This window comes from Streptomyces sp. RP5T (genome assembly GCF_003933965.1).
Classification (GTDB): domain Bacteria; phylum Actinomycetota; class Actinomycetes; order Streptomycetales; family Streptomycetaceae; genus Streptomyces.
Genome location: NZ_RSAJ01000047.1, coordinates 19,053 through 28,288, shown reverse-complemented (window position 1 = coordinate 28,288; position 9,236 = coordinate 19,053). Strand labels below are relative to the sequence as shown.

General features: G+C 73.1%; 8 protein-coding genes. 4 read left to right on the top strand and 4 right to left on the bottom strand.

Annotation, left to right across the window (positions count from 1 at the left end; all coding sequences use genetic code 11):
* Both EHS43_RS07985 and EHS43_RS07980 read left to right on the top strand, forming a co-directional pair.
* A partial coding sequence (locus EHS43_RS07985; protein WP_125189830.1) for a phospholipase domain-containing protein occupies positions 1 to 597 on the top strand: 597 nt, incomplete at its 5' end.
* A 63-nt stretch (positions 598 to 660) separates the two neighbouring features.
* The gene (locus EHS43_RS07980) at positions 661 to 1,518 is read left to right on the top strand and encodes a phospholipid scramblase-related protein (RefSeq protein ID WP_125189829.1); all 858 of its coding nucleotides are present in this window, start codon (positions 661 to 663) and stop codon (positions 1,516 to 1,518) included.
* Between the two features lie 6 nt (positions 1,519 to 1,524).
* Here the strand turns inward: EHS43_RS07980 and EHS43_RS07975 are convergent, their stop codons facing one another.
* Entirely contained in the window at positions 1,525 to 2,472 is a 948-nt protein-coding gene (locus tag EHS43_RS07975) for a hypothetical protein (protein WP_125189828.1), read from the bottom strand.
* Positions 2,469 to 3,284 carry a phosphatase PAP2 family protein gene (locus tag EHS43_RS07970; protein WP_125189827.1) on the bottom strand — a complete coding sequence of 272 codons (816 nt, stop codon included), beginning with the start codon at positions 3,282 to 3,284 and terminating at the stop codon, positions 2,469 to 2,471. The genes EHS43_RS07975 and EHS43_RS07970 overlap by 4 nt, the downstream gene beginning before the upstream one ends.
* A gap of 232 nt (positions 3,285 to 3,516) precedes the next feature.
* On the opposite strand from EHS43_RS07970, the gene EHS43_RS07965 reads away from it, so the two are divergent.
* A complete protein-coding gene (locus EHS43_RS07965; protein ID WP_125189826.1) occupies positions 3,517 to 4,131 on the top strand; it encodes a TetR/AcrR family transcriptional regulator in 615 nt (204 codons plus the stop codon).
* A gap of 150 nt (positions 4,132 to 4,281) precedes the next feature.
* Here EHS43_RS07965 and EHS43_RS07960 read toward each other — a convergent pair whose 3' ends face one another.
* On the bottom strand, positions 4,282 to 5,289 hold the full coding sequence (locus EHS43_RS07960; protein WP_125189825.1) for a DUF2510 domain-containing protein: 1,008 nt from the start codon (positions 5,287 to 5,289) through the stop codon (positions 4,282 to 4,284).
* 426 nt (positions 5,290 to 5,715) lie between these two features.
* Between EHS43_RS07960 and EHS43_RS07955 the strand changes: the two genes are divergently transcribed.
* Positions 5,716 to 8,385, top strand: a complete 2,670-nt coding sequence (locus EHS43_RS07955; RefSeq protein ID WP_125189824.1) for an AAA family ATPase — start codon at positions 5,716 to 5,718, stop codon at positions 8,383 to 8,385.
* Between the two features lie 10 nt (positions 8,386 to 8,395).
* Here EHS43_RS07955 and EHS43_RS07950 read toward each other — a convergent pair whose 3' ends face one another.
* Positions 8,396 to 9,187: an SDR family NAD(P)-dependent oxidoreductase gene (locus EHS43_RS07950; RefSeq protein ID WP_125189823.1), complete on the bottom strand. Its 792-nt coding sequence runs from the start codon at positions 9,185 to 9,187 to the stop codon at positions 8,396 to 8,398.
* Positions 9,188 to 9,236 lie beyond the last annotated feature (49 nt).

The following is a 9,236-nucleotide window of genomic DNA, read 5'->3' as shown; positions in this document are numbered from 1 at the left end:
GCCCTGCCGAAGCAGGAGCCCGGCCGGCGCCCGGCCCGCTCGCTCAAGTACGCCCCGCGCGTGGACGGTTCGGTCGACGCGAAGAACGGCAGGTTCACCCTCACCTTCGCCTCCGGCGCCCAGGCCGCCGCCGCCTTCCTGGTGACCTCCGGCAACCGCACGGACGGGCCCTGGAGTTACACCACCGAGGCCGGCAAGAGCGTCGCGGACACCTGGAACTCGGCGTACTCCAAGGGCTCGTACGACCTGAGCGTGCACGGTCCGGCGGGCTTCCTGCGCGTCTTCAAGGGGCCGAACGGGAGCGCCGGTCCCGAGGTCACCGCCCGCCACACCGGCGACGACGTCGAGCTCACCTTCACCAACAAGGGATCGGGGACGGCCCGTCTGAAGGTGGCGAACGGCTACGGCGGCCCCGCACGGACCTTCACCGTGCGGGCCGGCGCCACCGTCCGGCACACCTTCGGCCTCGCCAAGAGCCGTCGCTGGTACGACCTCACGGTCACGTCCGACGCCGAGCCGGCGTTCCTCAGGCGATTTGCCGGACATGTCGAGAACGGGCGTCCGGGGGTGAGCGACCCCGCCGTCATCAGCAGGTAAAGCCGCCCGGGGGGCCGTCGTCCACCTGGCCGGATCGCCGTGGTCCCGGGGTAGTGTGCCCCGGTGACCACGCATTCGAACACACCTGCAGGCTGGTATCCCGATCCGCACGGAGCTGCCCGGACTCTCCGTTACTGGGACGGGGCGCAGTGGACCCAGCACACCCACCAGGACCAGCAGGGGGCGGGACAGGCCCAGGCCGTGCAGGCCCCGCCGGTCCAGCAGGCGCCGCAGATACCCCAGCAGTCGGCCGGCCCCGACCCGCGCGTGCAGCGTCAGGTGCAGCAGCAGGCCGGGGTCAGCGGGGGCGGTGCGGGCGGCGGCACGCTGTTCACCGAGCCGGTGCTCGTGGTGAACCAGAAGGCCAAGCTGATCGAGCTGACCAACGAGTACAAGGTCATGGACCAGCACGGCAACCAGCTCGGCGCCGTCAGCCAGGTCGGGCAGAGCGCCTTCCGGAAGATCGTGCGGTTCTTCTACAGCATCGACCAGTTCATGAAGATCAAGCTGGAGATCCGCGACGCCCACGGGCAGCCGGTCATGCTGCTGACCCGGCCGGGGAAGATCTTCAAGTCGCGGGTGATCGTGGAGCGTCCGGACGGTTCGCCGGTCGGTGAGATCGTCCAGCAGAACATGATAGGGAAGATCAACTTCGCGCTGATGGTCAATGGGCAGCAGGTCGGCGCGATCAAGGCGGAGAACTGGCGGGCCTGGAACTTCGCGATCGTCGACCACACCGAGAACGAGGTCGCCCGGATCACCAAGACGTGGGAGGGGCTCGCCAAGACGATGTTCACCACCGCGGACAACTACGTGCTCCAGATCCACTACCAGCTGCCCGAGCCGCTGCTGAGCCTGGTCGTCGCCACCGCCCTGACGGTGGACACGGCACTGAAGCAGGACGCCCGCGGGTTCGGCTGAGCCGCCCTACAGCGGTGTGAGGTGCCCCGGCTCCGACTGCCGGGGCGCCGTCATGTCCCGCAGTGCCCTTTCCACGGACGCGGTCGACGGTTCGAGAGCCAGGACCGCCGCCACGGGATGGTCCTCGTCGACCGGTGCCGCGGGCGTCCGGGTCAGCAGCACCACACCCCGAGCGGCCAGGCCCGCGCCCGCCAGGGCGAGCAGCACGCCCGCCGCGCCGCCCCGCAGACTCTCGCCCAGCAGGGACAGGCCGATCACCGCGGCGGCCACCGGGTTGGCCAGGGTCACCACCGCCAGCGGGGCGCCCAGGCCGTCACGGTAGGCGGTCTGGGAGAGCAGCAGTCCGCCCGCGGCGAAGGCCGCGACGAGCAGGGCCACGCCGATCACCTGGACGCTGAGCAGTGACCCGGAGCGGTCCGTCGCGGCCACCGTCACGGTCTGGGTGAGCGCCGAGGCGACCCCCGACGCCACCCCGGACGCCGACGCGTGCCGTATGCCCGGCCGGGCGCCGGGACGGGCCAGCAGACCGACCAGGGCCGCCGTCACCCCCGCCACCGCCAGCGCCTCGGACGTGCTGAGCACCTTGCCGGGCTCGGACCCCGACGCCGCCACCAGGATCGCGGCGAGACCGGCCAGGGTGAAGGCGGTGCCCCGCCACTCCGTCACGCTCACCCGGCGCCCCGCGATCCGCGCGCCCAGTGGTACCGCGGCGACCAGAGTGAGGGCGCCGAGCGGCTGGACCACGGTCAGGGGGCCGTACTTGAGGGCGACGACGTGCAGCAGGGCGGCGGCCGCGTTGAGCCCGACCGACCCCCACCAGGCGCCCGAGGTCAGCATCCGCAGCACACCGGAGCCGGGGTCGCGGGAGGCGAGGCGCTCCTGGGCGACGGCGGCGGCCGCGTAGGCGACGGACGAGAGCAGGGACAGGGCGAGGGCGAGCAGGGTGGCGTTCATCGGGCCGCTCCGACCAGGACGTTCTTCTCGGGCTCGGCGGCGGGCCCGGCCGGGGCGAGCCTCTCCCGCGCCCGGCCCGCGGTGGTGGCCGTGCGCCGCGGTAGGTCGACGACCGCGAGCGCGATGCCGAGCAGGGCCGTCGCCACGATCACGTCCATCCAGTAGTGGTTCGCGGTGCCGACGATGACGACCAGGGTGACCAGCGGGTGCAGCAGCCACAGCGGGCGCCACCGCGAGCGGGTCGCCACGATCAGGCCGATCGCCACCATCAGGGCCCAGCCGAAGTGCAGCGAGGGCATCGCGGCGAACTGGTTGGAGAGGGAGTCGGTCTGCGGCGGGCCGTAGACCGAGGGGCCGTAGACCTTCGCGGTGTCGACCAGTCCGGCCGCCGCGAGCATCCGCGGCGGGGCCAGCGGGAAGGCGAGGTGCAGCACCAGGGCGGCGCCGGTGACGGTGGCCAGGACGCGCCGGGCCCAGACGTAGTGGGCGGGACGCCGCAGGTACAGCCAGACCAGGAAGGCGACCGTGGCCGGGAAGTGGACGGTCGCGTAGTAGGTGTTGGCGAGGTGCGCGAGGGTGTCGCCGTGCAGCAGCAGTGCCTGGACCGAGCCTTCTTCGGGCAGGTGCAGGGTCCGTTCCCAGTCCCATACGCGACCGGCGTTGCGGTAGGCCTCGGTGGTGTGGCCCGTGACCAGTTGCCGGCCGAACTTGTAGACGAGGAAGAGTCCTACGACGAGCAGGAGCTCACGGACGAGCGGCGGCCGCGCTGTGGCGCTCGGCCCCGCTTCTGAAGGCTCGGTGCGGGCATTCATTCCCCCGGCCCTTTCGCTGGCGGTGGTGCTGGTACGGATTCCGGGCAAGGGGGTGACCCGTCCGGACTCCGGAACTCATCGATACGGCTTCGTACCGATACGCCAGTGTACCGATACGCTCGGGTACCGGTACACTGGCGTATCGATTGACATACGACACACTGGAAACCGGGAATGAAACGCGGCGGCCGCGCAGCAGCCCGGCCGCCGGAGCGAGGGAAGGGAAGAGCTGATGACGTCGCAGGCCGCGGACGGACCGGAGACGGTCGCCGCCTCGCGCCGCTCCAAGATCACGCCCGAGCGTGAGCAGGAGTTCTTCGACGCCGTGCTCGAACAGGTCCGCGAATGCGGATACGAAGCCGTGACCATGGAGGGCGTCGCCGCCAGCACCCGGTGCAGCAAGTCCACCCTCTACCGGCAGTGGAAGACCAAGCCCCAGTTCGTGGTGGCCGCCCTGCGCTCCCGCCGCAGGTCGAAGTTCGACGGGATCGACACCGGATCGCTCGCCGAGGACCTGCGGGAGGCCGCCCGGGCCGCGGGCCGGTGGTCGACGCAGGACACCAAGCTCCTCCAGGCGCTCGGCCATGCCGTCACCCAGGACGCCGAGCTCGCGCAGGCCCTGCGCGAGGCGCTGATCGACCCGGAGATCGCCGCCCTGCGGCACATCCTCCAGCGAGGGGTCGACCGGGGTGAGATCGCCGACGGGCACCCGGCGCTGGAGTACATCCCCGCCCAGATGTTCGGCGTCATCCGTGCCCGACCGGTCATCGAAGGGGAGTACGCCGACCCGGACTACCTGGTCCGCTTCGTCGAGGCCGCCGTACTGCCGGCACTCGGCCTGACCTGAGACCCAGGCCGCCGTCCACGGGATGACTGGACGGTGACCTGCTCGCGCCGCACCGTGGGGACGGGGGCGGCGCGCACCCCCCGGCCGGGTGGGGTTCCTCCTGAGCGGGGAGGCGCTCCACCCGGCCGACCGGTGTCCGGGGGCCGGCCGTCAGACGTGCTGGCCGCTGCCGCCGCCCGTCGACACCTTGATCCCCTTGGTGATGTCGTCGATCACGGTCTGGCCCTCCTCGACGTCGACACCGAAGCGCACCACGACGATCTGCTGCGGGTTCGCCGGGGACGGGAAGGCCAGGGACTCGACATAGCCGTCGGAGCCCTTGCTGGTGACCGCCTTCCAGCGGACCCGGTAGCCCTTCTGTCCGGCCACGGTCACGGCCCCGGACTCCAGCACGTCGTGCGAGGTGATCGAACCGTAGGTCTTGCCGCCGTAGGACTGCTCGGCGTTCGCCCCGATGTCGGCCTTGGCGACCGCCTCGGCCGTGCTGCCCTTGGTGCCGAGCGCCAGGGCGGGCGCCGAGTAGGCACCGCCCTTCGTGCACTTCTCCGAGGTGTCGCCGGGGCAGGCGTAGGAGTCGTTCGAGGTCACGGACGCGCCGACCTGGATCTCCTGGCCGTACCAGTCGTCCGGGACGGGCAGGCTGATCCCGTCGATGGAGTCGGTCACCGAACCGCTCTCGATCCTCGGCGCCTCGGACCCCCGCGGCGAGGGGGAGGCGCCTTCGGAACCGCCGTCACCGCCGCCGTCACCGCCTCCGTCGCCGCCGAAGGGACCACCCCGGCCCCCCGTGCCGCCGGGGCCGCCCTGGCCGCCCGGGCCCTGGGAGTTGGAGGTGCCGCCGTCGCCGCTGCCGCTGTCGGCCAGTGCGTACACCCCCACGCCTATGCTCGCCAGCACCACGACCGCGGCCGCCACGGCTATGCCCGTACGACCGCGCCGCGACCCGCCCGGCGGCCCGGCGGGGTACGGCGGATAGCCCGGGTACGGCCCGGCGTCCCCGGGGCTCGCGACCTGTTCCGGGGGACCCCATGCGGCGGCCGATCCGGCGGGCCGGGTCCGCTCGGTCCACGCCTTGCCGTCCCACCAGCGCTCGGCGGCGGGACCGTCACTTGTCTGCCCGGGGTCGGGGTACCACCCGGGGGGAGTCTCCTGCGTCATGTCCCCACCGTATGAGCACTCGGTGAAAGAGGGATGAGAGGGGGCGGCCTGGATCCAGTGAAGGACGTACACAGCCGCGGTGGTGGCGAGGTGGGCGGCGGTGACAAGGGCGTTGCCCACCACCCGGGCAGAAGCGGGCGCCGCCGACCGCGCACCGGGCACCTTCGCTCCGCCGCCGGTCACTCCCGCACGGGCCCGGGAACGAGAGGCGTGCACCCATGGGATCGCCGTCTCCTTGTCATCCCCGGGCCATTACTGACTGTTGGTCAGGTTTGTCGACGGCAGGTCAGGGGCATAGCGCGTCGCCTCCCTGTACCGCAGGTCACCCGTCGAGGCAACAGGTACCCCGACCGTCCTCCGCTCGCGCACCGGGACGGCTACGCTCGAGATCTGTACGTCGTTCGGGCGACTTGGGGAGGTAGCGGGATGACGGAGGTACGGCCCTTTGCGGCCGCCCCGGCCTCGCTGTGGGAGCGCGACGAGGAACTCGCCGCCGTGGAGGCGGTGATCGACTCCCTGTGCGCGGGCCGCACGTCCTCGGGCAGCGTGCTGCTGATCCGCGGCGAGGCGGGCTTCGGCAAGACCGCCCTGCTGAACGCGACGCGCCGCCTCGCCGAGGCGCGCGGCTGCACCGTCTGGTCGGCGCGCGGCGGCGAGACCCTCAGGTCCGTCCCCTTCAACGTCGTACGCCAACTCCTCCAGCCGGCCCTCCTGTCGCTGATGCCCGAGGAGGCCCGGGAGTACCTCGGCGACTGGTACGACATCGCCGGCCCCGCCCTCGGCATCGCGGACCCCGGCGAGCGCCAGGCCGATCCGCAGGGCGTGTGCGACGGACTGGTCGCCGCGGTGCGCCGGCTGGCCCGCCGGGACTGGCCGCTGGTGCTGATGGTCGACGACGCCCACTGGGCCGACCAGGAGACCCTGCGCTGGCTCGCCGCCTTCGCGGAGCGCCTGGACGACCTGTCCGTCCTGGTCGTGGTGGCCCGGCGCCCCGGCGAGGCCACCACCGAGAGCGCCCAGCTCCTGGAGGCCGTGGCCGGCGCCGCGGGCCACCCCGTCACCAGCCTGAGCGCCCTCACCCCGGAAGCCACCGCGGGCCTGACCCGCGCCACCCTGGGCGGGCACGCGGACGCCCCCTTCTGCCGCGAGGTGTGGGCGGTCACCGGCGGCAACCCGTACGAGACCGTCGAGCTCCTCGCCAAGGTCCGCGACAGCGAGATGGAGCCCAGCGAGGCCTCGGCGAGCGAACTGCGCGAGCTGAACCGCTCGGCCCGCGGCGGCGGACTCGTCGCCCGCCTGGAGGAACTCGGCATCGACGCCACCCGGTTCGCGTGGGCGGCCGCGATCCTCGGCACCGACATCTCCGTCGGCCTGGTGGCCAAACTCGCCACCCTGAAGCCGGACAAGGCGACGCTGTGCGCCGAACTCCTGCGCAACGCCCGCATCCTGACCGACTCCGGATCGGCCGACGGCGAGCTGGAGTTCGTGCACCCGCTGATCGCCACCGCCGTCTACGACTCCATTCCCGACGCCCTGCGCACCGCCATGCACGGCATCGCCGCCCAGCTCGTCACCGACTCCGGTCTCGGCGCCGCGGCCGCCTCCCGGCACCTGCTCCAGGTCCACCCGGACGGCGACGAGGAACTCGTCGAGCAACTGCGCGAGGCCGCCCGCGAGCACCTCCTCGTCGGCGCTCCCGACGCCGCCCGCCGCTGCCTGGAGCGCGCCCTGCTGGAGCCCCCGGAACCCGAGGTGCACGCGCGCGTGCTCTTCGAACTGGGCTGCGCCACCCTGCTGACCGCCCCCGCCCGGACCATAGGCCACCTCCAGACCGCGCTCGCCATGCCGGGCCTGGAGGGCGCCGCCCGGGTGGACGCCGTGATCCGCCTGTCCCAGGCGCTCATGCACAACAACCAGCTGGAGGAGGCGGTCCGTACGGTCGAGGCGGAGGCCGCCCGGCACGAGGAGGGCCCGGCCCGACTCCGTCTCCAGGCCGTGCAGTACACCTGGGAGGGGCTCTACCCCGGCGAGGCCACCTCCCCGGGCCGCTCCGAGCGCCTCGCCGCCCTGGCAGACACCTGCACCGGCCGGGACAACTCCGAGCGGGCCCTGCTCATCCTGCGCGGCTTCGACGCGATGGCCCGCGGCGAGAGTGCCGACGAGATCGCCGAGGTCTGCGACCGCGCCCTCGTCAACGGACGCCTCGCGCCCGGCCTCGGCTGGACCGACACCGAGTGGGGCCTCGAACTGCCGCTGATGCTGGCCAGCGCGTACGCCTTCACGGACCGGCTCGACCGCGCCGAGACCCTGTACACCGACGCGCTGCGCACCTACGAGTCGGCCGGCTGGAGCGGCGGCCACCTCGCGCTCGCCCATGCCTACGTCGGTCTCAACCACCGCCGGCGCGGCCGGCTCAGGGAGGCGGAGACCAGCCTGCGCGAGTCGCTGCGGCTCGCCGAGCGGGTGGGGCGCGGACTGCCGCTGTACTGGTCGGCGACCTGCAACCTCGTGGACACGCTGCTGGCGCGTGGGCATGTCGAGGAGGCGTGGGTGATCGCCGAGCAGTACGGGTTCGCGCCGCCGTATCCCTCCACGATCGTGCTGCCCGATCCGCGGTCCGTGCGGGGGCGGCTGCTGCTGGCCGTCGGCAGGACCAAGGACGGGATCAACGAACTGGACGCCGCGGAGAAAGCGGCCGCGGTGCGGGGGCACCACAATCCGGTGCTGGTGCCGTGGGCGGTCGATCTCGCGCGGGCACTCGCCGTCGAGGACCCGGTGCGGGCCGCCCAGCTGGCCACGGAGGTCCGCCGGCACGCCGAGCGCCTCGGCACGGACACGGCGATAGGTGAGGCGCTGCGGTGCGCGGCCGCGCTGGAGACCGGGCAGCGGGCGGTCCGGCTCGCCGCGCAGGCCGTCGCGTATCTGGAGGCCTCGCCCTGCCAGTACGAGCACGCGGCGGCCCGGGTCGAGTACGGCATCGCGGCGCGGTCCGTGGCCGAGCTCAACCGGGGGCTGGCGCTCGCGCGTTCGTGCGGGGCGGACGGCTTGGCGACGCAGGCCAGGGAGGTGCTGGAGACGGGGCGCGGACTGCGCTGACGCGGCCCCTTCAGGCCGCCGTCAGCTGGTCGGTGACGGCCCTGAGGCGCTTCTGCGTCTCCTTGTCGTACGTCCCCTCGTGCGCCCGCGCGGGACGCGTCCCGTCGAACCAGCCGCCCGTCCCCAGGTCCCCGGTGGCCAGGGCCAGCACTCCGGGAGCCCCGTCCGCGACCGTCGACCACGGGGCGACGCCGCCCTCGCGGACCATCGCCGTGTCCATGAAGGTCGCCGGGTGCAGGGCGTTGACCGCGACTCCCGTGCCCGCCAACTCCTCGGCCAGGGCGAAGGTGTGGGCCGCCAGGGCGAACTTGGCACGGCGGTAGGCGGCGAAGCCCGCGTAGCCGCGGGTGAACTCGGGGTCGTCGAAGTCGACCGGCTCCTGGCCCGCCGAGCCCACGTTGACGATGCGGGCCGGGGTGTTCGCCCGCAGCACCGGAAGCAGGGACCGGGTCAGTACCACCGGCGCCAAGTAGTTGACCGCCAGCCGCAGTTCGTGCCCGTCCGCGCTCACCTCCCGGCCCGTGCCGGGCGAACCCGCGCCCACACCCGCGTTGTTGATCAGGACGTCGAGCTCGGGACGGGCGTCGGCGACCCGCGCGCCCAGCTCGCGCACCTCGGTCAAGGAGGCCAGGTCGGCCACGAAGCCCTCGGCCTCCCCCTCGGTCCGCAGTTCTGCCACCAGGCTCCTGGTGCGGCCCGCGTCACGGCCGTGGGCGAGGACGAGGTGGCCGGAGCGGACCAGTTCGAAGGCGACGTGACGGCCGAGCCCGGAGGTCGCGCCGGTGATCAGGATGGTCGACATGCCCGCACGGTAGGCACACCGCCGTACCGTGTGCCTGCCCCTGCCGGGG